This window comes from Aestuariivirga sp. (assembly GCF_044239095.1).
Lineage (GTDB): Bacteria > Pseudomonadota > Alphaproteobacteria > Rhizobiales > Aestuariivirgaceae > Aestuariivirga.
On record NZ_JBIICB010000038.1, the window covers coordinates 1 to 22,017 of the forward strand.

Consider the following 22,017-nt stretch of genomic DNA (forward strand, 5'->3'; position numbering starts at 1 on the left):
GACCGGTACACAAAGGCCGCGCCGCAGAATGGATCAAGTCCAAGGACCTGCTGGGTGATCGCTGCAAGCCCGTCATGGCCTTTTCGAAAGTCTACTGGCTCGAGGGCTACGAAGACCCTGAGCGAGCACTCCGGCACCATCATTCGGCGGAGGCTTTCCGCACCGCACGGATCACGCGCGAGAGGGCCTCGGCTTCAACCCCTGCCGGAACGCGGATGATGGTCCCGGCAATATCTGTCTCAATCGCTGAGGGTCTGAGCACTCCGGCATCAGCAGCGGCTGCCAGCGTCACCATCACCTCGGCGAACGCTGGCATCGCAGCAACCCCGCCAGCCAGCGCCAGCCGCCCATCCTTCAGCCGCCGCCGCCAGTCATACACTTGCGAACGGGTCGCCCCATACCGCCTCGCGACCTCAGAGACAGACACCCCAGGCCAGAAGCTCTCCGCCGCGATCCGGGCCTGTTCCGCCTCGCTCCGCTGCTTGCGTCCGGTCGGCCCATCCAGAACCTCGAGACGCGAGACCCGCCCAGTCGATGAGAAGTCCAATTGGGCGTCCATTTTGCCGTCCAACGTCATGATCAGAAACCCAATCTAAAATTGGATCCGCTTCTCTCATGCCGAACTTGGCTTCGCCAGAATGGGGTCGGCGTTGCGCTAATGTCGCGACGTAAATTTTCTATAGCGTATCCAAAAACTGCCGGAGATTTTGGAACGCGTCACCCTGGTCCCCACCTGTCGGCGGTGTACTGCTGGTTTCGACGAATTTCATGTCGAGCGCGTTCAGAATAGCAGAGATCCAACCTGGACCGTCGAGCGGATGCACGGCCCTGAAGCGCCCTGAAGCGACGTCGTGGAAAACCGGGATATCGGAGGCGATTGCTGGTAAACCAAGGGCAAGAGCCTCGGCGAGTGGCAGGCCGTAGCCTTCCGCAAATGATGGCATGAGCAGCGCGCGCGCTCCGCGCATCAACTCGGCCAGCGTTGGGGTGTCTGCATTGCCAAGCTCCAGCACATGATCACGGATCGCAGGGCTACGGTCGAGGAGATCAAGAATGTTCTCGTTCTCCCACCCTCTTGCGCCGGCGAGAATAAGCTTCGGCGTGCCGGGTCCCAGCATCGTGGCAAGCTCACGCCACACATGCAGGATGCAAAGATGGTTCTTACGCGGCTCGATGGTTCCAAGCTGAATAAAATAGGGCCGCGCACCCGCCAGTGCCCTTGACACGGGTGCCGGGGAGAAACCAGCAGCAAGCGGCATGGGAGAAATATGGACGGGAAAATCCGGCCGGCCAAGCCGCTTCATCTCATTGCTGAGGGCTTCCCCCACGGTTCGGGTGGAGACCAGCGCAGCCGCGCCCACCTCGGCAAGCTGGGTAAGCCGCCGCTGGTGGCGGGCCAATTCAGGTTGCTTGAAGTACTCAGGATATTGCAGCGGCAGCAAGTCATGGATGAAGAACACCGGCCTGACATCTGGCCGCTGCGCCAGCCAGCGGTAAGCACCGGGCTCCGACAGTGGAAACTGGCTGACACAGAGATAGCGCGCATTCTGCGGCAAGGCTGACGCGACCCGCTGGCCCGCCGCACGGATCGTGCGTTGAGTAAAGCGCGCGACCGGAAGCCACCCGCTACGCCTCAGCTTTACTGTCCGGGCGGTTGCGAGACCGGGCTGGTTATGTCCCGCCGTCCAGCCTGCAACCGCGCGCAAGAGCTCCTCATCGGCAGTCTTTGCCCTCTCGCCAAAATGCACGGCGATCTGCTCGATCACCCCTTGTGCCCGCACCCGCTCAAGCCGGCGCATGCCAAGATGGCCGAGAAACAGCACGCCACAATCGCCCTCCTCACCCTGATCAAGAAAGTGCCGCGCATAGGCCATATCCACCCGGTCAATCCCGTTCGGCGTCCGGCTGAAGATGCGACTGGCGAGACGCGTGACGTCATAGGCGAGAGGATGACGAGGGCCGTGACTCATGCCACTCCTCCGGCATAGGACGAAGGCACAAGCTGGCGCAGCCGTACCCCGCCAAAGCCCAGCTCTCCCTCAATTTCACCTCTATCGATAAACAAGCGGACCTCGAGGGCCTCGAGCGCTTCGTCCTTTATGAACTGGGTACAGACTTCATATCTTCCGTTCGACAGAAACAGAACCTTACAGCTGTGGCACCAAGTTTCTGACCAGATATCAAGCCTGACTTCGATCGGGCTAGGCTTGCGGGCAATCTCGATTGAGGCCCGTAGCTCCCACTCGCCAGGCGGCAGGTAAAGGTATGGCCCCCAATAGAGATATCTCGCGGGGCCGGTAAGGTCGATCTGCGGCAGCGCTGGCCGGGCCCGGGATGCACAGTCAGCAAAAAGAGTGACGGGCCACTCCAATTCGCAAGGACTACCATAACGCACGAAGTCGAGGATCCCTTGGCAGGTGTTCGTCATGTCGGCGAAAAGCGCATTTGAGACGACACCGCCCAAGTCCGCCGCTTGACCCGCTACAACGCAGTTGGAGAAAGAAGAAGCGATCCGCCGCTCGGCTTCTATCAAGCTTTGTTCGTTACAACGGCCGACAGAGGAACCGAAGAGGCTACGGAGGTCGGCAAGCTCGGCCTGGATATCAAGTCCGGTAATGTGAACACGGCCCGGAATGTCCCTCGCCATCGCTAGGCCAGAGAGGCTGTGAGAGATCGCACCGGGAAGCAGGCCGTGACTTTCCTGTGCTGCCTTGTCGCTCTGGGCAATACAGACATAGATATCCGGCGCGACGACGATTGTAGACATATGATGTCTCGCAATCCAGCTCACAAGGCTGCGGTTAGGAAAATTGGAGGCAACGAGATCTATGTCTGCATTCCCAGTCTCGAGAAAGCGCTGAATAGCGCCCGCATCGTTAAGAATTGCTTCGCGCAACGGTATTCCAAGCGCTAGGCGGCAATAGTCGATGACCGAAGTCATGACGTGGCCTGGCAAACCCAGGATGCAGACGCGCATCACGCTTCCCCCGATGACTCGCCCGTTGCGGCCACGCGCTAGGCCATTCGCGTTAAGCGGATCTTGTGCAATGCCATCGATCCGGTTTTTGCCGTGGAACGGCATACTAGCTCGAATTTGCACAGATCTCTGTTTACTGGAAATTCGACAACAGGCTTGGTGCCATTGAGCTTCAAGTCCTCGACCCTATAGCCGAACTGCTCCGCTATCGTGACAATGATGCCGCCGGATATCTCACCATCAAATTCCAGCCTGTAGAACCCTTTCGGGAGATACCAATAAGGACCATGAAAAATGATTCCGCCTTTGCCAGGCATCTCTGCAACTTTCAGCCATCCACTCTCCACTTGACCTGCTAGTACATTCAAATCCGAAGGAAAAACATCGAGGAAGCCTCTGTCGAGACCACCGTCTTCTACCACAACCGGACGGCCAGCAATGAAATAGCCTGCCGTGGTAAGGAATTCCGCCGCTCCCACGCGGGACAACCGCAGACGATCAACGGCATAGATTCCCCAGCCGAGATCATCGCACAAGCGGAGAATCTCCGTTTCGGATCCGCTGTTCTGAAGAAGTTTTTCAAAGAGCACGACACAACTGGGAGAGCGCCGGAGGACACCCATCATTCCCTTGAGGGCCTTGTGTTCATGTCCTTCAACATCCAGTTTCACCAAGTCGCAGGTGAATGCACCGTCTACCAACTGATCAAGAGTACGAACCTGCACGAACTCGGATCTGCCGTCACCACCATCAAGCGAGGCGCCACCGGCATGGTGGGCAGGTATGGAAAGTGCCACTTCGCCGTCAGTATCTGAAAGCGCGAAGGGCTGGATGTCGATGATGTGTGAAAAATTGTTCAGATAGACCGAGCGTGCAAAAAGGTTCCGGATTCGGCTGATGGGCTCAAACGCTAGGATCCGCCCCGTCCTGCACATGGATGCCATGCGAAGCGAATAGATACCGAGATTGGCGCCAACGTCGAGGACGGTCGTCCACCTACGGCGGTAGGATGCGAGAATGCTCAGATAATCCTCCTCATAGCGCCCGCCATTGAGTACATTTATCGGGCAACCGATATCATTCGTGTTGACGAAGATCGGGGTCTCATCCACCAGATATCCAAGCGCCTCTTGGCCACCGAGATAAGACGACATCCTGCTCTTGACGAAGGCGATATCATTGATCAGCCGATCGAGTTTCTGTTCAACAAGAGAATTGTTCACAACGTCTCCAGCACTCTTGAGTGGGATAAATGGTCTATGGCGCAGCGATGCACGGTAAAGGCGGCGGTCAGGCTGGCACCACTAACAGGCCGAACCACTTTATGTGATGTCATGCACGTGGCTCACTGGACGGCTGCATAGAGTTCAGCCAAGCGTTCACCGTAGCGCTTTGGTGAGAACAGCTGAGCACGGTCCTTACCTCTGACAATCAATTCTTCACAACGGGTGTCATCCGTATCGAGCGTGCGGATCGCACGGGCAATCGACTCTGGCTCGAAAGGGGAGACATATTCAGCAGCATCACCCGCCAGCTCCGGCAGAGACGAAGAAGCCGAGGTAATGACCGGGGTTCCTGCCAGCATGGCCTCCAGCACGGGCAGGCCAAAGCCTTCGTAGAGCGAAGGGAAAACGAGTGCGCGGGCACCGCGCAGAAGAATTGCCAGGTCAATGCGGGAGACGTAGTTCAGATGACGCACGCTGCGCTCTGGACGGATCAATCCATCGACCACGCGATAACGTTGGAAGCGCTCGTCCTTCATGGCCACCACATCGTCCTCGAACTGCCAGCCCAAGCCGCCCGCCAGCACCAGCGGGCGGTTGGTGCCGCTGGCGGCATAGCCGGCAATCAGCCGCTTCACGTTCTTCTTCGGCTCGATCGCGCCCACGAAAAGAAAATAGTTACGGTACTCCAGTCCGAAGCAATGCTCGAGGTGGCGCGCCACCTCATCGGCAGAGAGTGCCATCACGCGGGCGGGCAAAGAGACGGACTGGTAGGTGTTTACAATCCGCTCCTCCGGTATTTTGAAGACGGAGATGAGGTCTCGGCGGCTGAACTCCGACACGGTCACAATCTTGTCTGCCTTACGCACAAGAAGTGAGATGAGGTTGTAATATGCCCGCTTGTCATCAAGCGTGGCATAGGGCAGCCGCAGCGGGATGATGTCATGGATGGTGCAGAGGTTGGGCACACCCTTCAGCGCAAGCGCAATGGGGTGCGTCGCATGGAACGCGTCAGCCCCCGTCACCCCACGCAGGCGCAAGAGCCCGCCATAGCGCCTGAAATGCATCTCTGCCCGAAGGCTCAGATGCGGCACTCCATACAAATCTTCGAAGTTCTCTCGGGACAAAAAAAGAGATGGCTGGTGAACCTGCCCGGACAACGTCAGCCGCCGCGCCCGCGCTCCAAACGGATCTCCATGCCCGCGATACCACACATGCCGCAGAAATGCCGCCAAAGGCCGCTTCAACTGCAGTCTGGCATCAAACAGATTGACTTCGTCAAGAAACTCATTCCTGCCGCCAATCTTCCCCTTAACACCGAACACCCCCATTGGCGCATGCCCTATGTTGCGCAGTTCCGCAGCAAGATTAGATGCATAGGTCGCGATGCCCGTGCCGGCTGAAAGGTTGAGATTGTCGGCTTCGAGTGCGACACGAAGATGCGAACCAAAGGGCGGGGCGGCGAGTCTGGCAAAGTCAACCCGCTGATTGCTCTGGGTGTTCAAATGTGGGCTCCACACTGCTCAACTTTGGATCACAATTTGTCTCTCGCCCGTACTCTTGACGAATAGAAGAGAAATACATAAGAACGGAGGAGAGCGCAACCTATGGAAGTATAAATGTCTGGGCTGAAGTTTCCCCAGGGATCAAAAAGGGCCGATTGGCTTGCCTTTGTCGGAAGCTACATCTCCGTCTCACAGGGTACGGACTATAGCCAGACACATGCATCGAGATATGCAGAGACCGTCTTCTGGATTCCGCCAGCATCAAAACCAGGTGCCCGGGCGCTCGAGGTCGGCTCTACGTTGCTCTTTCAGGAAGTGCTGCGCCACTTCCATAGCTATGAAGAAATGCGCGGTACGGACTTCGAAAGTCTGAGGGAAGATGCAGCCTAATTCCGCGAGATCCGACATCAGTCGCAGGATATAACCTGGTATATGACGCATCGCTTCAATATCAAGAATGAGCGGTGGCCATTCGAGCATGGTTACTTCGACTTCATCATGTTATGCGAGGTTATCGAAGATATGGAAGTAGATCAGATGTACGTGCATACAGAGATCAATCGCATCCTCGTACCTGGCGGCCAGTTGCTAATCAGCACCCCTTACTCGGCTTCAGCGCGGATCGTAATGTCGATCCTCGGCGGCAACGTCCATGAGCCCCGACCCTTTCAATCATCCGCGCTGTAGAAGGCGATTTGCGTCATCTCAGTTCTATCGCCGTAGTGATCTGAGCCAAACACAGTCTCATTTCCTTCTCCAGGTCCTCAGCTGAACCGTGCACTGCCCGTGACGATGAAAGAGCGGCCTTTGCCTTGGCGAAGCATCCGATTGCAGCCACATACTCCCGGCGTATCTTCAAAAGATGCCCCTGCTGTGTGAAAACATCGGCCAAGAGTTCCGGACGGTTGGCCTGGGCAAAGCCCTCATATCTCCCATAGTTGGTCTGCGCCTCCGAAAAACGCCCAAGCTCCTTGCATACGTTCCCGAGAATGCCGGTCAAGTCCTCCTGGCCTTCATCCATGACGAGATTCGAAAGAAGTTCGTAAGCTTCGCCGAAGCGCTTTGCGTCGGTCAACGTCAAAGCACGCGCTCGGGCGTACAGAAGCGGCGCATTTGCGCAATGTTTAATTCCGGTTTCAGCCTCTGATGCAACAAAGTCATTGGGACCCACCAGCTGCAGCGCCTGCTCATACCACCGGCGCGCCTCTTCCGCCTGCCGCTGGCGAAGGAACAGGTGGCCGAACTGCAGGTGGATGTCCGCGTCACGGGGGTTCGCAGCCAAGAAGGATCGATAACACGCCTCGGCCTCAGCATACTGCGCACTCTCTTTGAGTGCGTGACCAAGTTGAACAGCTATCCCGAGTGCCGACGGGCGCTGCGAAACGGCCGCTCGATAACAACGCGCGGCAACGCTCCATTCGCGCGCATCGCGCGCTCTGTCTCCGGCGGCGACAAGAGCGGCGAACCCGTTCGATGCCTCACCCTGATCGAGCGCCCGTACAGCTTTGCCGGAGGTAAGTTTTTTCCAGAGTTCCAAGAGCATTGAATTCAGAGCTCCTGCAAGACCAACTCACGAACTCTCAGTTTCCGCAAAGCTTCGGGTGCGTTTTCCTTGTAAAGGCGGACCTCCAGGAAGTGGTGCCATGGCTCGATCACAAATGCCGTCTGGAACCGGGCTGGTCCTACGAGCGTCATTTTGCTTATCATGTCGAGGCCGCAATTTGCGCAGACATCCAATATCACGCGGGCTTCGTCGGGTTGAACGATATCGACTGCTATGCTCCAGTTCCCGGGTGCGAATGATTGCTTGGGTCCATGCAAGACAAACCCCTCCAAGGTCTGCAGAAATCCATCCCGCGTCGGAACTGGCTGCAGGTATACGTGTGGCGGAATACTCCAATTGCCTCCGGCTGCGGGCTTAATGAGGCTGAAATACATCTTGCCGTGCTCGTCCAATCCAGCGCCCGGTATCGCGCTTGAACTCCTGTCCGCGCTCCGGCACCGTGGCACCCGTTCGAGGGCCTTATTGATGAATTCCCTGCGGGTGAGGCCGCTCCTGAGATCAAAACCCGCATTGATCATCTCTATTTCCGTGGGAAAGCGATCGAACGCCTGCTCATAGACCTGGCGAATGAAACACTCGTCATCGCCGGGCGCGAAGTTTTCGAGTTCATCCAAAACGACAAAACCTCTCAACTGCCTCCCAACGCCGATTTCGGTTTGCCCGCTACCCTTGTTCTGCGGAGGACATGCGTATCCACGAACCGCCTCGACCACCTCCATGCGTGGCCTGCCGAACCGGATAGCCTCGGCAAGGGCTGACCGTTGAGCGGGAGTGAAAACTTCATTTGCGCCAGGATGAGCTTTCACGCAGCGATCCACGAAGCAATCTGGGTCAAGCAGGAAATCGGACGCATGAAGCTCCATCGTCCCCGCTGCCGGGTCAACTGTTTCAGGCAAGTGTGTAGAGTGTGTCATTGGCCTCCCCTCAGGAACGATGCGAAGAGTCTCGAATGCTGATCCGCGACCACTGCATAACTGCACCGCTCGACATATCGCTTTCTCTCGATGTCCCTCAATGCACAGAGCGCGGGGCTGGCCGATAGCGTCACCAAAGCGTCAGCCAGCGCCGTCTTTTGCACCTTGGGAAGGACCAGCGATAACTGAAGCAGGTCCGCCAATACGCCGGACTGAGAGCATAAGAGAGGAGGACCGGCCGCAAGCGCAATTCGCGCCGCACCGGTTGCCGACTCGTTGGAATCGCCATAGGGAAAGCACAAGAGATCGCATCCGGCCAGCCGGTCGAGGATCTCGCCCTCGCTCAGGAAGCCAAAGTCCATGTCCACGGCGTCTTCAAGGCCAAGAACCTTCACGAGGGCTTCGACGCGGGCGCGTTCCCTATAGGACACGGGATCCTTGCGGACGCAGTTCAGAAGCTTGAGCCGGAGCCGGGGCTCAATCCGTCTCGCTAACGCGAGAGCCTCGACAAGCAGGGGAACGTTCTTGTGCGGGTAGAGAAATCCGAATGTCCCGACAGTGAAATACGCTCCCCTCCGGGGCGAGGCCGCCGTTCGCGACAGAATTCCGTGTGGGATCACAGTTGGGCTGATCTTCCGCTCCGCGAGCAATCCGGCGTCGCGTTCCGTATGCACGATGACGGTGTCGAAACACGAAAGCCATGACGCCGAGTTTCCGGCGACAGCGTCACGGACATTATGCATTGTCAGAACCTTGAGGCGATAAGAAGAGCGTTTCAAAGATAACCCAATCTCGCTCATGTCGTTCTCCGAGAAGAAACTTGGATGATGCTGGAGCCAGACAACATCCGACGTTCCTTCTTCCAGCAGGCCCGCAAGCCGCCGGATACCGGCCTTCTCGTAGCCCCACGGACGAAGCGCTCCGGCTGGATCGGCATTTGGGAGGCCATCGCCGCGGATCTCGCGCGCCATGACGCGTTCCAGCGTGGATTGCAGCGCAGCCGTCTTGAAGAGCGCTTCGCTGTAGCTCGCAATTCCACAGGCCTGGTTCCAGGTCGATACAAGGTCAATCTTCATCTCAGGGCGCTTCGATCGCATGCGGGACCCATCGGCCGCGAGAGTGCGATCGATGGCATGACAGACGCGGCGCGCGACGTCGGACCACTTGAAGTGCTCAAGAAGCAACGCTTTTGCCTTTGACAGCTTTGACCGCGACGTCTCTTTGCTGACCAATGCGTGCTTGATCTGAGCCACCAAGGATTTGGCGTCGGGTTCTGCCCACAACGAGCCGTCTGCCGAGACGTGCGCCTTCGATGGGGCCAAAGTGTAATCCACCAGCCAGGCCGTCTCGGCCGTGCAAAAATCCGTCTGCCCGCTGAACGCGGTTGTGACGACGGGTACGTCCAGCAGCATCGCCTCGGCCAGAGGGAGCCCAAATCCTTCGCCACGGGACGGAGCGACCATGAGGTCGCTTGATGCGACAAGGGCCGCAAGCTCTCGGGGCGAAAGATGTTGCTTCAGAATGTCGACTTCCGCCGCATCAGGACGCGAGTTCCGGAGTCTCGCCAGATCTTGGCTCACCGTGTTGTGCGGATTGTCAAAAGTCTTTATGGTCAGCGTTACATTGTCCGCTTTTGTGAACGATCGCGTGAATGCGTCCAGAAGCACGTCAACGCCCTTCCGTGGAAAACATGACGAGACATGCAGAATTCTGCGGTTGCCTGCGGATGGCATTCGCAGAGACGCGAGGTCGGAGAACTCAAGCGCGTGATCCACTCCGTTGCCCACCACTTCAACGGGTTTCGTGATGCCGGAATTCAGCAAACTGTCTTTTACGAAGTGCGAGGTGACCATGATCAGATCGAGGTGACGATTGAATTGGTCAACGATCTGCCTGGGTACAGCCGTTTCTTCCCATGCGAAACAGACATATGCATTGAGGCGCTTGCCGACCATATCGTCGGCTTTTGGGGGCCAGGTGTTGCGGATGTGCAAGTCAAAGCTGTTCGGGAGTGGATAGCTGCCGGCAAAATGCGGCAGCAGGCTGCTCATGCCGTTCAGCAATCGATCGGAGCGCCATTCTTGTTCCGGGGTGTGGAGCGTCACATCGAGGCCGCTCCCGATCAGCGCCCTGGCCAGATAACGATTCACGATCGCCAGGCTGTAGTCTCCCTTGAAGACGCCGTCGAAGAAGATGCTGCCTATCTCTTTTGCCCTGTATGTCCCGATGCGATCGAGGAGATAGGGCGAGGGCGGAGGATTGGGACTGGAAGTTCTCATTTGCAATTGACTAGAGGTGGATTTGAAGGATCGTAGTATGGATCATGATGAGCTGTACGGATCAGCGCCGGGTTTGTTGGCTCATTCGAAACGATCCACGGAATTCGGATCTCCGTTACAGACTGTTATAGATATCCGCCGCCAGCTTCACGTCCTTGAACACCCGGCCCCGCCCGTTCTTCAGGACGAGTGCCGAATTGCAGTGCTGGGTGACGAATTCGTGTGAGTGGATGGCGATGATCATGGCCCTGTCCTTCCTCCGTTCCAGCAATTCATAATGACACTTCCGCTGAAACCGCGTGTCGCCGACGAAGAGAACTTCGTCGATGAGGATGCAATCGAATTCGATCGCCAATGAGAGGCCAAAGGCCACGCGCATGCGCATGCCGTCCGAATAGGAGCGCATGGGCAAAAGCAGGTGGTCTCCCATCTCGGTGAAGTCGCGCACATAGTCATAGATGTCGCGGAAGGGTTTGCCATAGAGCGAGCAGATGAAGCGGATGTTGTCATAGCCGGTGAGGCTGCCCTCGAAGCCTCCGTCCAGCGCCAGGGGCCAGGACAGTCGCATGCCGATTTCCGTGTGGCCGGAGGTGGGCGCCATCACGCCCGAAAGAATGCGAATAAGCGTTGACTTGCCTGATCCGTTGCGGCCCAGCACCGCCATCCGCTCCCCCGGCCGCACCTCGAAGCTCACCCCGTCGAGGACATGCTTCACGCCCAGCGGTGTGTGAAACACCTTGCTGACATTGACTGCGCGGATAACGCCGCCGCCCGGCGTGGCGGGTTGGGCGGGTTCCGGCGGGGTGCCGCGGGTCATGGGGGAAAAGCCTCTATCCATGGGCAGGGCTCCCCCCACGCACATATTCGGCGAGACGGCGGTGGCGACGGATGTTGGCGGCCAGCCGGTCCACCACGAGAAAGGCCATGAGGGCCAAGGCGCAAACCATGAGCGTGGCGAGCACGCGCCGCGGCAGCAGCGGCTTGTCGGGGACCTTGGGTTCCGAGATTCGCTCCACAAAGACGGACTGGCGGCCCGTCTCCGCCCGGGTGCGGGCAAGTGTTTCTTTCGCGGAGGCATAGAGCTTGACGGCGAGATCACGGTCGATCGCCAGACGCTCATATTCCGAAATGCGAGGCGCAAGCGACTCATTGGCCCCCGCAAGATTGCCCCACTCCCGCCGGATCTGCCGCTCCAAGGTGTCGATCCGGGCAGAGAGGCCCGGCAGTTCCGGGCTCCGCGGCGAGGTGCGGGTTAACTCTTCACGGCGCGCCCGCGCCTCTGCAATGGCGATTGACAGTGCGGTCACCACTTCCACCACGGACTTGGAGTATAGGGCTGGGTCATACTGCTTCTCTCGCGTGCGCCAGTCCTGCAGCCCCTGCTGGGCGGCAAGCAGCTGACGGCGGGCATCGGCCACGTGGCGCTCAGCTTCCGCCAGCGTGTCGCTCCGCATCCGCTCCGACAAGCCGTTGACGATTCGCTCAGCCTCCTCGACGAGCGCCTGGGCGATGGCCTGTGCAGCCCTGGGGTCGAAGGCGCGGACGGTGAGCTTCGTAACCCCCGCCGCCTTGTCATGCTCCACTTCCACCTGGCGGAGATAGTAACGGTAGAGGTCTTCAGCCGTGTCCCCTCCGGCAAGACCCGGAAAGCGCGCAAGAAAGTCGCCATGTGGCGCGCCAAAGGCCTCGCGCAGGTCAATCCGCTGCGACACCGCCTCCAGCGCGTCGCGCGAGGCGATGAAGGCGATCACGGAATTGACGTCGGCCGCTCCTACCGCGATCCCGGCGCCTTCGCCGATCCCGCCCTCGATCAGCCCCGGTCCCGACTGGCCCTGAGAGCGCACCACAAATTCGGTCTCGGACAGGTAGACGTCCGCCGCCAGAGCGCTGTAATAGACCGCCGCCAGCACTGCAGGCAGCAGGAATACGAGCGCCAGCAGCACGATCCGTCCGGCGCTCCAGCCCTCATCATCGGCACCCACCAGCAGCGGACGCGGTGCTGCACCCCCGGTCTCCGGCGGTCCGATGCGCGTCACCACGCAGGGTGAGATCACTGGCGTGTCAGCTGCAAAACTCATGCGTCATGCAGCCTTTCGCGTACCGCGGCGATCCCCGGAATGCCAATCGCCAAGAGCAGAAGACCACCAACCATCGTGACGATGGGGTCATAAATCGCGTGCACCGCGGGCCCGAAGAAGCCCGCGCGGATCATCTCATACGGGTGGGTCAGCGGGTTCCAGTAGAGCAGCTGTTGTGCGGTTAGCGGCAACCAGTCTACCATGTAGAAAGTAGGCGAGAGCGGAATAGAGAGGTATTGAACCGGTTGAACGAAATGCCCAACCGCCTCTGATAACTCCGTTGCCGCTGCAATGCAGGCGGCAAAGCCAACGCAAAGCCAGGTCAGCAGCAGCCATCCCCATACGACCAGCCGGTAGTCATGCACCATCTCGGCCGCGCCAGCGAAATAGAGCGTCAGATAAATGACCGCGAAGGCCATCGTGGAGCCCGCGAATTCAAGCGTCATGCGCGACAGGAAGATGTCGAGAAGCCCCAACTGCCGGTGCACGAGCAACCCCACGCTCCGCCTGAACAACCTGGCGCTGGGGCCCGTCAGGTGGCGGAACAAAGTCAGTGGCATATAGCCCGTCACCACAAAGGCAACAATCGGGACGCCGTGGTAAAAAGGCGGCTTGACGAGGTACCAGATGGTGGCGACGCCAGCGCACAGGATCATCGGCTCGAGTATGGCCCAGAGGAAACCAATATTGTGCCGCCCGAACTGTGCGATCAGATCACGCACCAGGAACGACTTGAGCACACGCGCATTGCTCCTGATCCCCTCGAACATCATTGGACGAAGACCCTCCGCCCGGGCGCATGTTCAGCAATGCCGGTCTTCATGAGCCATACCACGAGCAGCAATATAAGGTTCAAGGCCACAATCGATACGATGCTGAACAGGCGCCTGGGCTCTGCCGCCTTATCCGGCAGCTGCGGGCTGGCGATGCGCTCCAGATAGAGCTGTTTACGACGCGCCTCGTTGCGTGCATCCTCGAGCGATAGGATGGCGGATGAGAGCACCTTTGCCGCAACCTCCTGATCGAGTTTAAGTCGCTCGAAAGCCTCAATTTTCCCGGCTAACCCGTCGGAGCTGTCAGCGAACCGCTCGCGCTGCATGGTGATTTGCTCCTTGAGCGCGGCGGCCCGGCTCTGCAGAGCAACGAGCTGCGGGCCACCGGGCGAACTGACCAGCGTTTCGGCGATCTCGGTCTCGATTCGAGTAAGTTGCTCGCTCAAATTGGCGATCAACTGCGTGACCACGACAGAGCTTTCATTGGGATCGATCATAAGTTCACGATTGCGGAACCCGGTAAGATCCGACTGCGCCTGCTGTAAGCGTTGCTTCGCGCGCTGGACCTCCTCCTCCGCCACTCGGATGGCATCTCGGCGGATCCGCTCATTGAGTTCATTCACCCTCACCTCACTGATATCCAGGAGGCGCATGGCGATGGCGCGGGCATCCTCGGGCGTGAAGGCCTGCACTGCCAGCATGCTCATGCCGGTCGTTGGGTTGAGGTGCACTTTGATGCGCTGGCGCATGTAGCGCACGAAATCCTCTTCCAAAGGCCCATGAAAGATATTCGGATATCGAGACAGCGCATCTGCTTCCGGCCGACTATACACAGCGCGAAGGTTGATATCCCTTGATAGCTGCTCCAGTGCATCCCGCGAGGTCATGAACTCATGCACCGCATAAGTCTCGTCCTCAGAAGTGGAGATGCCGACGAATTTCAGGAAGCCGGCGAAGCCGCTGGCCAAAGTGGTGCGGTTCGAACTTCTGAGCACGAAACTCGCTTCGGAGACATAGATGCTTGAGGCCGCAAGACTAAAATAGACTGCCGCCAAGAGAGCAGGACTCAGCGCGATCATGGCGAAAACCAGAGCTCGATACCGTTCCATGGGCCGGGTCACGGCGGCTGCGGATCTTCGCGGTCGAGTTCCGCCATGATGCGCAGCGCAGAGCCGACGCAGACGATAATCAGCACAGCAGAGATGACCGTCAGCAACGCGTCATAGGCATTTACGCTAACGTTCCCAAGATTGAGTGTCTGGGTTGGCAGGAAATAAAGCAGACCAATGAGCAACAGAAGGAAGATACGGAATTCGGTTGGCCCGACCTTTCCGAAGGAAATGCGCATGACACCGCGCACCTTCGCCTCAAGCGCGCTCATAACGGTTAGCATCAGATACGCGCTGAGCACCAACAGTGAACTCGTCGTCGAAACATAGGGAGAAAGCCCAGCCCCCAAGCCGATGAGGCCCATGCTGAATACGTCGGTCATGTGGTCGACGAAAAATCCATAGCTCCACCGTTCACATCTGCGGAACCTTGCCAACGACCCGTCAAGGCTGTCTCCTAACCAATTGATTAGGATCCCCGCCGCGGCCAGCCAAAGATAGGCCGGACCAAGGTTGGAGAGGAAAAATCCGGCAAAGACGACAACAGATCCCAGCATGCCGACCATTGTCAGGTGGTCGGGCCGTACACCCGCGGGAATCTGCCTGCAAAGCCATTTGATTACTCGCGTTTCGGAACGGCTAAGCAATGTATCGTTGATCTTGATAATGTGACTGCAATCCCTTCACCGAACTTCCTATTTCACTAAAACAGCATAGAATTCCCGCATAGGGTGTCAATTAAAAAGAGACCTCAAATACTTTAGGTTGTTTGTCTGCTGAATGCCTTAGCCAAGGGTCGGTAAGGGACAGACTTCAGCTGCCGCCCTGCCCATGATGCTCGTGACGAAGAAAAGGGCGGAAAAGCTCAGATGATGCCCAAACAATCGATATTGTATGAGTTATTGACAAGCGGAGAATTCCAACTGATCGGAACGCAGGCCTGGATCAATACTGTCACCGCCGGACGGGCGGCGCCCCCCCCCCCCCGCGCCCGGCTTTACAGTTTTTGCCCCCGCGTGCCGGCTTTGCGCGCAACCGCAGAGCCTGTCAGCGCTTTGCTCAACTTGCAGAACCAATAGCGCGCGTTCCGACCAGGTGGAATCACCTGTTCGGAAAGAACTCGCGCAAGATCAATTACTTGACGATGATCTTGCCGCAAAAGTGGTTTCCACTATAGTGGATCGTGCTCAAGCCCGCAGACCACCTGGTAAATCCTGACACAGCGGTACGCTGTACCCTTCCAGGCTGACAATCGCGTCGATTGCATTGGCCTCGCGCCATTCCAAACCGGGAGTGAACACGGAATTTGATGTGGGACTTCGACCAGCACTTCCGGTTGCCCATGGTCATGTGTTTTTGCCCCATGACACTTCTTTTCCGGAGTTCCCTTCCTCCTCCCAGAAACACCACGATCGGCTTGCTGCCGGACAGACCATAGATGTGAATAGGCACGAAACAATCGATCTCGTAGCGGGCATAAAACAGCACCTGCCCTCGTGATCCGAATCGCAGGTATCGTCGATAACTCGCACATCATCGTCCGTCGTTGACTTCATCCGCGCCACTCCGATCTGGATCGGCATGTTTTGGAACCGTCTCACTCATGGCCGGATGCGAGCACAATGGCGCTCCGCTGCTCAGTCTACCGGCCCACCGCCAGCCTTAACATTGGGTCATCGCGCAGCCGATCTATGGACATCAGCATCCTCATGACTGCAGGCAACGGCCATCATGATGATCAAAAGGATGAAATCCATCGTCGATACTGGCCTGTCTTTCCCTTGCCGCTTTGGCTCGAAAACGAATTCCAACACCTACTCGGAAAATCAAGCCCTACACACCGCGATCAGTTTGGTCACGGCCAACTCGGGGAAGAAAATATTTTTCGTCTCAGTTAATGCAATCGTTATTGCTTGTTATTGAGTGTTTTATATTTTTTTTCTTTGGCGTATTCGTGCGGATGTCTATGGCAGGGAATGCTATGCATCGGCATCTTGCGGGGCATGGACGTCAGGAGTTGAAATTTGTTGCCGGCGCCGACGAACATGATGAGAGCCCTAGCGCTATCCTTCACAGTAGCATTTGTTACGGGTTGCGCCATCCCGCGCGAGGGTCCTGCAGAAAAGGCCATCAGCGAGGAAGCAGCAGATCTAGCGGGCTTCTCACTGATCGAGATGACGGCGCCACGCGTAGCCAATTACCGCGTGGCACAGGTACGGGACTCCGGCGGAACAGTAGGCGTACCGGCCGCCCCGCCGATCGCACTGTCATCTGGCGATGTGCTGCGAGTACGCATATCGGAAACCAAAGAAGGTGGCGTCTTCGCGCCGCTCACACGTGGTGGCACGGTGTTCGACAATCTCCGTGTCGATCACCGCGGGTCAATTTCACTTCCACATGCGGGGCGCGTGAAGGTCGCCGGTCTCGACCCGCAAAGGGTTGAGCAGATCATCCGCGACCAGCTCGATGGCGTGGCCTTTGAACCCCAGGTGCAAGTAGAAATCACTGCCGATCGCGGGTCGAGCGTGCTTGTGAGCGGCGAAGTGAAGAATGCTGGCCGTTTCTCGATGATCGACAGTCCGCTGACACTGGTGGACGCCATCGCCAGGGCGGGCGGGCCAGCAAAAGCGCCCCACTTGATCGACGTCGCCATACGCCGCGGAAAGAACGTTCGGCGCATTCCGCTGGACAAGGTATTGAATGGCAATAATCAACAACTCCGTGCGGGAGATGAGGTCACGCTCGAATCCAACGCCAAGGTTTTTAACGCATTGGGCGCGGTAAAGAAGGCCGGCCAGATCGAATTCCCGAAGGCCAGGCCCTCGCTGATGGATGCGCTGGCCCAGGCCGGGGGACTAGATGACAGCCGCTCCAGCCCAATGGGCGTCTTCGTGTTTCGCCTGCGGGAACCCAAGGCGTGGTTGGACGCCGACAACCGCTGGCGTGAGGGCGCGGCAATCTTCCGGTTCGACATGTCCAAGCCAGAGATGATGTTCATTGCCCAAGCATTTGCGATCCGTAACGACGACACAATCTACGTTACCAATGCGCCCTCCGTCGAATGGGTCCGCACACTTCAACCCATCGCCCTAACGCTCGCCACCGTCAGTTCAACCGTCGCCTCCCAAAGCGCATTGCAAAATCAGCTTTTTTCGGGAGATTGATGGCTTTCAATGAACTTCAAATGCTGCTGAGGTATCCGATATGATCTACCCGGTCCTGCTCTGTGGAGGAAACGGAACAAGGCTTTGGCCCCTCTCGCGGCAAAGCTTGCCCAAGCAATTCGTGAAGCTGGTTGGCGAGGAAAGTCTGTTTCAGGCTTCTGCCCGGCGGTTCTCCGGAGGCCAGTTCAGGGATCCTGTCATTGTCACGTCCGACAGCTTCCGCTTCACAGTAACAGAGCAGCTTGAGGCGATCGGGATGCGTGCCGCCGCGACTCTGATTGAACCCTTACCGCGCAACACCGCGCCTGCCGTGCTGTGTGCCGCACTTTGGCTCAGGGAACAAGATCCCGGTGCCGACATTCTGGTCGTACCCTCCGATCATGTTATTCCGGATTCAGAGCGCTTTCGCGAGACAGTTGAGGCAGCACTTCCCGCAGCGCGCAATGGCAGCATCGTGACATTCGGGATCGTGCCAGCGCGGCCCGAGACGGGCTATGGTTATCTCGAACTCTCAGATCCCGCATGCAGGTTAGCTTCCACGCCACAGGCGCTTGTGCGCTTCATTGAGAAGCCGGACAGCGCCACGGCCCAGGCCATGCTCGCCGCAGGCCACTTTATGTGGAATGCTGGAGTTTTTCTGTTCTCGGTGGAAACGATCGTCAAGGCATTCGAACGGTACGCGCCGGAGCTGATTGCCCCCGCCCTCGCGGCCCTACGGCAAGCCAAGCCGGATCTGCAATTCACAAGGCTTGCAGAAGATCCTTGGTCAAAGTTGCAGAACATCTCGATAGACTACGCGATCATGGAGAAGGCTGAGAACCTTTCGGTGATGCCATATGGCGGCGTCTGGTCGGACCTCGGAAGCTGGGATGCCGTATGGCAGGAGGGCACGCCCGATACTAATGGCAATGTGCTCTCTGAGCACGCAACGGCGATAGACTGCCGTCAATCGCTGCTCCGTTCGGAGACGGAGGGGCTGGAGGTCGTCGGCATCGGGCTCGACGACATCGTGGCCGTCGCAATGCCGGATGCCGTTCTCGTGGCACGCAAGACCGATACGCAGCGCGTTAAGCAGGCCGTTGAAAGCTTGAAAACCCGCGGCGTGAAGCAGGCAACCGCCTTCAAGAGCGATCATAGGCCCTGGGGTTACTACGAGAGCCTCGCCCTCGGCCACCGCTTTCAGGTGAAGCGGATCGTGGTCAAGCCAGGCGCCGCCTTGTCCCTCCAGTCACATCATCATCGTGCTGAACATTGGATCGTCGTACAGGGGACTGCCCGGGTGACGGTGGACAATGAAGTCAGACTACTGGGTGAGAATGAATCAACCTACATCCGTCTTGGCGCAGTGCACCGGCTGGAAAATCCTGGCAAGTTGCCGATGATCCTGATCGAGGTCCAGACGGGCAGCTATCTGGGTGAAGATGACATCGTGCGCTACGAGGATATGTACGCACGCGGTTGATGAGCTGTGATCTGCCAGTGGACTTTCATTCAGCAGATTTTGGAGCCTTGGTCTGTTTGCCCTGCTCCACAATCTCTGGATCCCCTTTGGTAAGAATTTTCAAGAGTCAGGGTTACGATTTCTGAGCAGCATGGTTCGTAGAAGGTGGGACCTACCGTTGCGACAAGAACATGCTTTTGCTTTCGACTTTCTCTCAGCTCTTTTCGAGCAGATGTTTCCACCTGTTCGAAACGCGTTAGCTGGCATCATTGAACTTTTGGGCTTAGACGCCTTTCCGGACCTGGGTGTAGGGGGCGTTGCGAAGCGGGCCTGTTAAACTGTGCCTAATTCCGCCAACGTTTGCCACCGGACAAAACAGCAGAGGGGCTTTTGCGTGAAGACTTCGACAGCGCTGTTCATGATCGGCATGATTTTTACCGTTGCCGTGCCCCCGGCAAGTGCCGGTGACGAGCCTCCGGCTCCTGTGCTGCCGGAGGGTTATGATATGATGACGCTGAGCCGTGGGCCGTCGAAAGTCATTCCGGGTCTTGAACTTCCCGGGGATATGAGCAGATCTGAAACCGCAACCATCCTGACGATCGTTCCGGCTGATGGCAGTGGTGCGGGCACCCGCATCGAATGGTCGGGCCGCGTGACGACGAGCATTGTTTACAAAAATACCAGGAACAGGTGACGAATTGTGAAGCAGCGTGCCGGCCATGGCCTTGGGCAGGCTGTGGACTTTTCTAGGCTGCGTGCCTATGGTCTAGAATATGAACGCTGATCGAAAACGTCTTGCGGTCCTTGCCCTGCTGCTTCTGGCTCTGACAGGTTGCGCGTCCACCTCCACCGCTGTCGATGCTGGCGGAACAAGCAGAGGTATGGGCGGCTCTGCCACAGTCACCACCGGCGTGAAATTCTAGGATTTTAACATCGTAACCGGCTAACGGCCGTGACCATCCGGCGCGGGGGGCAGCGCTGCATTCTCGGCGCGGATGCGGATAAACATTACGGCACCATTGGCGATCGAGAAGGCGAGTGCATACCAGGTGAGGCCGAAGCAGAGCGGCAAGACGGCGATCTCGCCTGCGACCACCAGATAGTTGGGATGTTTCACGTAACGGTATGGTCCCGTCCTGACCAGCGGCTCCCCCGGGACCACGATGATACGGGTGGTCCAGCGCCGTCCCAGTGTAAAGAGTACCCAGAACCTGGCGGCCTGCAGCACCAGGAAGACCAGAAGCCAACCGGCTGACACGGGCCCGGCCCAGCCGAGCAGCCACAATCCGGCCAGCCATGCGGCGTGCAGCAAGACGATCAGCGGATAATGGCCTGGCGCGTACTCGACGGCTCCCCGGGCGAGCAGTCTGCTGGTATTGCTCCGCGCCCACCACAATTCCGCGAGGCGTTCCACGGTCACGAAAACGAGGATCGCCAGCGTCATGCGGGGGCCAACAGTGTTGCGATGCTGGCGCTGAAGCCAGGTCCCATGGCGGTGAGAAGCGTCCGGCGCGGCAGACCCGCTTTCAAAGCGCGCTCCAGCACGAAGAAGACCGTGGGGGCTGACATATTGCCAAACTCCGCCAGCACCGCGCGCTCATCGGCAAGCAGGCCCTGCGGAATGGCGAGCGCACGCTCGAGCGCGCTCACCACCTTGGCGCCGCCCGGATGACAGACGAACCGCCCGACCTGCCTCAGCGTGAGCCCAGACCGCGCCAGCATGCCATGAACAGCCGGACCGAAATGCTCTCCGGCAAAGACTGGAATCGAGCGGTCGAAAATGACCCCAAGTCCTTCCTCGTCGACTGACCACCCCATGATGTCCAGCGTCGCGGGCCAGGTGTGCTGTTCGGTGGACTCAACCGCTAACCCCTCAGCTGCATCCGTACTGAGAACGCAGGCTGCCGCCCCGTCTCCGAAGAGGGCCGACGCGACGATGTTTGCCTTGGTCAGCTTGTCGGCCCTGAAGGACAGCGTGCAGGTTTCAACCGCAACCAGAAGCACGATGGATCCCGGCCGCGACTGCGCGAGCCGTGCGGCAATCGACAATCCGGAAACGCCGCCAGCGCAACCGAGGCCAAAGACGGGCACACGCTCGATGCCCGGCCTGAAGCCCAACTCGGTTGCCACCAGCGCCTCAAGACCTGGCGTCGCAATCCCGGTCGAGGACACCGTCACCACCGTATCGACGGCGGCGGCGGACAGGCCCGCCCCATCAAGCGCACGCCGCGCCGCCGCAACGAAAAGGGCTGAGCCACCCTCAAGGTAGGCTGCCGTCCGCTCCGGCCACCCGAGTGGCTGCAAGAACCACTCGATGGGCTTCACCGACCGGCGCCGCTCAATACCAGCCGTCCTGAAGACGCCGGCAATCCTGTCGAAATCCGGAAAACGCCCCGCGAATGTTTCGTTCAGAAACTCCGCCGCATCGTGCTGTTCGATGACGAAGGGAGGCACGGCTGTCGCCACCGAGAGGATCTGTGCTTTCTGCAATGTCAATTCACAACCTTTGATCTACGATGTAGAATTGAATTCATGGTAGATACGTGCAGCAGCCCGGGCAGACCATTGGCGCGACAAGTTATTCCGTTTCACTCAGACTGAAGAGGGCCTGCTGAAAACAGCCGAACAGGCTGCCACCTCATCCAGCGTCAGGCTCGCCTAATTCCTGAGATGAGCATGGTTGCGGCAGAACCAATCATAGGTGCCCGCGATGCCGGTTTGCAGGTCAGTCCGCGCCGTCCAGCCCATGGCAGTCAACCGCGAAACGTCGAGCAGCTTCCGCGGAGTACCGTCCGGCTTCGTTGCATCGAACAGGATCTTTCCCTTGAAGCCGGTCACCTCCGCCAGCAAACCGGCAAGTTCTGCGATGCTGACGTCAGAACCAACGCCGACGTTGAGGTGATTGAGCCCGGGGCCCGTATGAGACACATAATGCGAACGATCGGCGTCCAGAATGAAGAGGCTCGCCTCCGCCATGTCGTCGACGTGCA

At 58.4% G+C, this 22,017-nt stretch carries 21 protein-coding genes and 1 pseudogene; 4 read left to right on the forward strand and 18 right to left on the reverse strand.

Annotated features, from left to right (window positions below):
- The 7 genes from tnpB to ACILRA_RS05610 form a co-directional block, all read right to left on the reverse strand.
- On the reverse strand, nucleotides 1-143 hold a 143-nt coding region (gene tnpB, locus ACILRA_RS05580), incomplete at its 3' end, for an IS66 family insertion sequence element accessory protein TnpB (protein WP_395661121.1).
- A complete protein-coding gene (gene tnpA, locus ACILRA_RS05585; RefSeq protein WP_395661104.1) occupies nucleotides 140-559 on the reverse strand; it encodes an IS66-like element accessory protein TnpA in 420 nt (139 codons plus the stop codon). The genes tnpB and tnpA, both read right to left, overlap by 4 nt.
- 118 nt (nucleotides 560-677) lie before the next feature.
- Entirely contained in the window at nucleotides 678-1,874 is a 1,197-nt protein-coding gene (locus tag ACILRA_RS05590) for a glycosyltransferase family 4 protein (protein WP_395661105.1), read from the reverse strand.
- A 92-nt stretch (nucleotides 1,875-1,966) separates the two neighbouring features.
- Nucleotides 1,967-2,941, reverse strand: a complete 975-nt coding sequence (locus tag ACILRA_RS05595; RefSeq protein ID WP_395661106.1) for a hypothetical protein — start codon at nucleotides 2,939-2,941, stop codon at nucleotides 1,967-1,969.
- Nucleotides 2,942-3,015: 74 nt separating this feature from the next.
- Complete coding sequence (locus ACILRA_RS05600; protein ID WP_395661107.1) at nucleotides 3,016-4,200, reverse strand: FkbM family methyltransferase; 1,185 nt, start codon at nucleotides 4,198-4,200, stop codon at nucleotides 3,016-3,018.
- 122 nt (nucleotides 4,201-4,322) lie between these two features.
- Entirely contained in the window at nucleotides 4,323-5,705 is a 1,383-nt protein-coding gene (locus tag ACILRA_RS05605) for a glycosyltransferase family 4 protein (RefSeq protein ID WP_395661108.1), read from the reverse strand.
- A 261-nt stretch (nucleotides 5,706-5,966) separates the two neighbouring features.
- A complete protein-coding gene (locus ACILRA_RS05610) occupies nucleotides 5,967-6,185 on the reverse strand; it encodes a hypothetical protein (RefSeq protein ID WP_395661124.1) in 219 nt (72 codons plus the stop codon).
- An 18-nt stretch (nucleotides 6,186-6,203) separates the two neighbouring features.
- Between ACILRA_RS05610 and ACILRA_RS05615 the strand changes: the two genes are divergently transcribed.
- Entirely contained in the window at nucleotides 6,204-6,392 is a 189-nt protein-coding gene (locus tag ACILRA_RS05615) for a hypothetical protein (RefSeq protein WP_395661122.1), read from the forward strand.
- Nucleotides 6,393-6,405: 13 nt separating this feature from the next.
- On the opposite strand, the gene ACILRA_RS05620 is transcribed toward ACILRA_RS05615, so the two are convergent.
- The 8 genes from ACILRA_RS05620 to ACILRA_RS05655 form a co-directional block, all read right to left on the reverse strand.
- Nucleotides 6,406-7,248: a hypothetical protein gene (locus tag ACILRA_RS05620; RefSeq protein ID WP_395661109.1), complete on the reverse strand. Its 843-nt coding sequence runs from the start codon at nucleotides 7,246-7,248 to the stop codon at nucleotides 6,406-6,408.
- 5 nt (nucleotides 7,249-7,253) lie between these two features.
- On the reverse strand, nucleotides 7,254-8,183 hold the full coding sequence (locus tag ACILRA_RS05625; protein ID WP_395661110.1) for a hypothetical protein: 930 nt from the start codon (nucleotides 8,181-8,183) through the stop codon (nucleotides 7,254-7,256).
- Nucleotides 8,180-10,462 carry a glycosyltransferase family 4 protein gene (locus tag ACILRA_RS05630; RefSeq protein ID WP_395661111.1) on the reverse strand — a complete coding sequence of 761 codons (2,283 nt, stop codon included), beginning with the start codon at nucleotides 10,460-10,462 and terminating at the stop codon, nucleotides 8,180-8,182. The genes ACILRA_RS05625 and ACILRA_RS05630 overlap by 4 nt, the downstream gene beginning before the upstream one ends.
- Nucleotides 10,463-10,577: 115 nt before the next feature.
- Nucleotides 10,578-11,279 carry an ABC transporter ATP-binding protein gene (locus tag ACILRA_RS05635; protein WP_395661112.1) on the reverse strand — a complete coding sequence of 234 codons (702 nt, stop codon included), beginning with the start codon at nucleotides 11,277-11,279 and terminating at the stop codon, nucleotides 10,578-10,580.
- A gap of 13 nt (nucleotides 11,280-11,292) precedes the next feature.
- Nucleotides 11,293-12,540, reverse strand: a complete 1,248-nt coding sequence (locus tag ACILRA_RS05640; RefSeq protein ID WP_395661113.1) for a hypothetical protein — start codon at nucleotides 12,538-12,540, stop codon at nucleotides 11,293-11,295.
- The gene (locus ACILRA_RS05645) at nucleotides 12,537-13,313 is read right to left on the reverse strand and encodes an ABC transporter permease (RefSeq protein WP_395661114.1); all 777 of its coding nucleotides are present in this window, start codon (nucleotides 13,311-13,313) and stop codon (nucleotides 12,537-12,539) included. Before ACILRA_RS05645 ends, ACILRA_RS05640 begins: the two co-directional genes overlap by 4 nt.
- Nucleotides 13,310-14,392 carry a hypothetical protein gene (locus ACILRA_RS05650; RefSeq protein ID WP_395661115.1) on the reverse strand — a complete coding sequence of 361 codons (1,083 nt, stop codon included), beginning with the start codon at nucleotides 14,390-14,392 and terminating at the stop codon, nucleotides 13,310-13,312. The genes ACILRA_RS05645 and ACILRA_RS05650 overlap by 4 nt, the downstream gene beginning before the upstream one ends.
- Before the next feature lie 38 nt (nucleotides 14,393-14,430).
- Entirely contained in the window at nucleotides 14,431-15,069 is a 639-nt protein-coding gene (locus tag ACILRA_RS05655) for a CDP-alcohol phosphatidyltransferase family protein (protein ID WP_395661116.1), read from the reverse strand.
- Between the two features lie 1,380 nt (nucleotides 15,070-16,449).
- Between ACILRA_RS05655 and ACILRA_RS05660 the strand changes: the two genes are divergently transcribed.
- From ACILRA_RS05660 to ACILRA_RS05670, 3 genes are all read left to right on the forward strand, one after another.
- Entirely contained in the window at nucleotides 16,450-17,586 is a 1,137-nt protein-coding gene (locus ACILRA_RS05660) for a polysaccharide biosynthesis/export family protein (RefSeq protein WP_395661117.1), read from the forward strand.
- A gap of 40 nt (nucleotides 17,587-17,626) precedes the next feature.
- On the forward strand, nucleotides 17,627-19,048 hold the full coding sequence (locus ACILRA_RS05665) for a mannose-1-phosphate guanylyltransferase/mannose-6-phosphate isomerase (protein ID WP_395661118.1): 1,422 nt from the start codon (nucleotides 17,627-17,629) through the stop codon (nucleotides 19,046-19,048).
- Nucleotides 19,049-19,421: 373 nt separating this feature from the next.
- Nucleotides 19,422-19,721: a hypothetical protein gene (locus ACILRA_RS05670; RefSeq protein ID WP_395661119.1), complete on the forward strand. Its 300-nt coding sequence runs from the start codon at nucleotides 19,422-19,424 to the stop codon at nucleotides 19,719-19,721.
- Between the two features lie 249 nt (nucleotides 19,722-19,970).
- On the opposite strand, the gene ACILRA_RS05675 is transcribed toward ACILRA_RS05670, so the two are convergent.
- The 3 genes and pseudogenes from ACILRA_RS05675 to ACILRA_RS05685 form a co-directional block, all read right to left on the reverse strand.
- Entirely contained in the window at nucleotides 19,971-20,471 is a 501-nt protein-coding gene (locus ACILRA_RS05675; protein ID WP_395661120.1) for an isoprenylcysteine carboxyl methyltransferase family protein, read from the reverse strand.
- Nucleotides 20,468-21,517, reverse strand: a complete 1,050-nt coding sequence (locus ACILRA_RS05680) for a type III polyketide synthase (protein WP_395661123.1) — start codon at nucleotides 21,515-21,517, stop codon at nucleotides 20,468-20,470. The genes ACILRA_RS05675 and ACILRA_RS05680 overlap by 4 nt, the downstream gene beginning before the upstream one ends.
- Before the next feature lie 168 nt (nucleotides 21,518-21,685).
- Nucleotides 21,686-22,017 (reverse strand): annotated as a pseudogene (locus ACILRA_RS05685) (GDP-L-fucose synthase); the annotation flags it as partial.

What these genes read in the sequence shown, in the direction of transcription:
- ACILRA_RS05620 (WP_395661109.1), bottom strand. Translation starts at nt 7,248, where the DNA reads ATGCTCTTGGAACTCTGGAAAAAACTTACCTCCGGCAAAGCTGTACGG.
- ACILRA_RS05595 (WP_395661106.1), bottom strand. Translation starts at nt 2,941, where the DNA reads ATGACTTCGGTCATCGACTATTGCCGCCTAGCGCTTGGAATACCGTTG.
- ACILRA_RS05650 (WP_395661115.1), bottom strand. Translation starts at nt 14,392, where the DNA reads ATGATCGCGCTGAGTCCTGCTCTCTTGGCGGCAGTCTATTTTAGTCTT.
- ACILRA_RS05610 (WP_395661124.1), bottom strand. Translation starts at nt 6,185, where the DNA reads ATGCTCGAATGGCCACCGCTCATTCTTGATATTGAAGCGATGCGTCAT.
- ACILRA_RS05635 (WP_395661112.1), bottom strand. Translation starts at nt 11,279, where the DNA reads ATGACCCGCGGCACCCCGCCGGAACCCGCCCAACCCGCCACGCCGGGC.
- ACILRA_RS05590 (WP_395661105.1), bottom strand. Translation starts at nt 1,874, where the DNA reads ATGGCCTATGCGCGGCACTTTCTTGATCAGGGTGAGGAGGGCGATTGT.
- ACILRA_RS05625 (WP_395661110.1), bottom strand. Translation starts at nt 8,183, where the DNA reads ATGACACACTCTACACACTTGCCTGAAACAGTTGACCCGGCAGCGGGG.
- ACILRA_RS05645 (WP_395661114.1), bottom strand. Translation starts at nt 13,313, where the DNA reads ATGATGTTCGAGGGGATCAGGAGCAATGCGCGTGTGCTCAAGTCGTTC.
- ACILRA_RS05640 (WP_395661113.1), bottom strand. Translation starts at nt 12,540, where the DNA reads ATGAGTTTTGCAGCTGACACGCCAGTGATCTCACCCTGCGTGGTGACG.
- ACILRA_RS05665 (WP_395661118.1), top strand. Translation starts at nt 17,627, where the DNA reads ATGATCTACCCGGTCCTGCTCTGTGGAGGAAACGGAACAAGGCTTTGG.
- ACILRA_RS05615 (WP_395661122.1), top strand. Translation starts at nt 6,204, where the DNA reads ATGTTATGCGAGGTTATCGAAGATATGGAAGTAGATCAGATGTACGTG.
- ACILRA_RS05675 (WP_395661120.1), bottom strand. Translation starts at nt 20,471, where the DNA reads ATGACGCTGGCGATCCTCGTTTTCGTGACCGTGGAACGCCTCGCGGAA.
- tnpA (WP_395661104.1), bottom strand. Translation starts at nt 559, where the DNA reads ATGGACGCCCAATTGGACTTCTCATCGACTGGGCGGGTCTCGCGTCTC.
- ACILRA_RS05630 (WP_395661111.1), bottom strand. Translation starts at nt 10,462, where the DNA reads ATGAGAACTTCCAGTCCCAATCCTCCGCCCTCGCCCTATCTCCTCGAT.